General features: G+C 33.6%; 1 protein-coding gene and 1 pseudogene. Both read left to right on the forward strand.

Features of this window, described 5'->3' with window-relative positions; genetic code table 11:
• The first annotated feature begins 13 nt into the window (after positions 1-13).
• Positions 14-127 carry a hypothetical protein gene (locus MT390_RS19705; RefSeq protein WP_499442912.1) on the forward strand — a complete coding sequence of 38 codons (114 nt, stop codon included), beginning with the start codon at positions 14-16 and terminating at the stop codon, positions 125-127.
• Positions 128-311: 184 nt separating this feature from the next.
• Positions 312-551, forward strand: a pseudogene (locus MT390_RS19710) (hypothetical protein); the annotation flags it as partial.

The following is a 551-nucleotide window of genomic DNA, read 5'->3' on the forward strand; positions in this document are numbered from 1 at the left end:
TAAAGACTTAAAAATTAAAAATACTAATGTATCAATTGAAGAATTTGCAAAAGCACGTGGACATGTTGAATACCGCGCTATCGTGAATGTTGATTACAACTACAAAACATTAAGAAGCGATAACTAATCAACGCTTCACTGTACAAAGAACAGAAAGAATACAAAGCACGAAGAACAAATAAAGCAAAGAAAATAGCACAAGTCGTGAACGCCAGTAGGTAGCGACAACACTGTATAGCTTATAGATAAATAACTTATAAACAGTGGCTTATAAATAGATAGCTTATAAACAAATTATTAAGGGCACCAACATGAAAAAATTTACAACATTAACAGCAGTCGCAGCGACATTATTAATCAGTTCAAGTGCTTTTGCAGCATCACAAGTGGTGAATTCAGATAAAACATTCAGTACTGATGCCTTCACAAGTAAAGCAGCCGCTTATGAAGCTGCATTCGATTACATCGATTCATTGAATAAATTACCAGCGAATGAATTACGTCAAAAACTAATCGTTATCAGTGAAACACCTGCAAACGATATTAAAATT

Source organism: Vibrio sp. 2-Bac 85 (assembly GCF_037546705.1).
Taxonomy (GTDB): domain Bacteria; phylum Pseudomonadota; class Gammaproteobacteria; order Enterobacterales; family Psychromonadaceae; genus Psychromonas.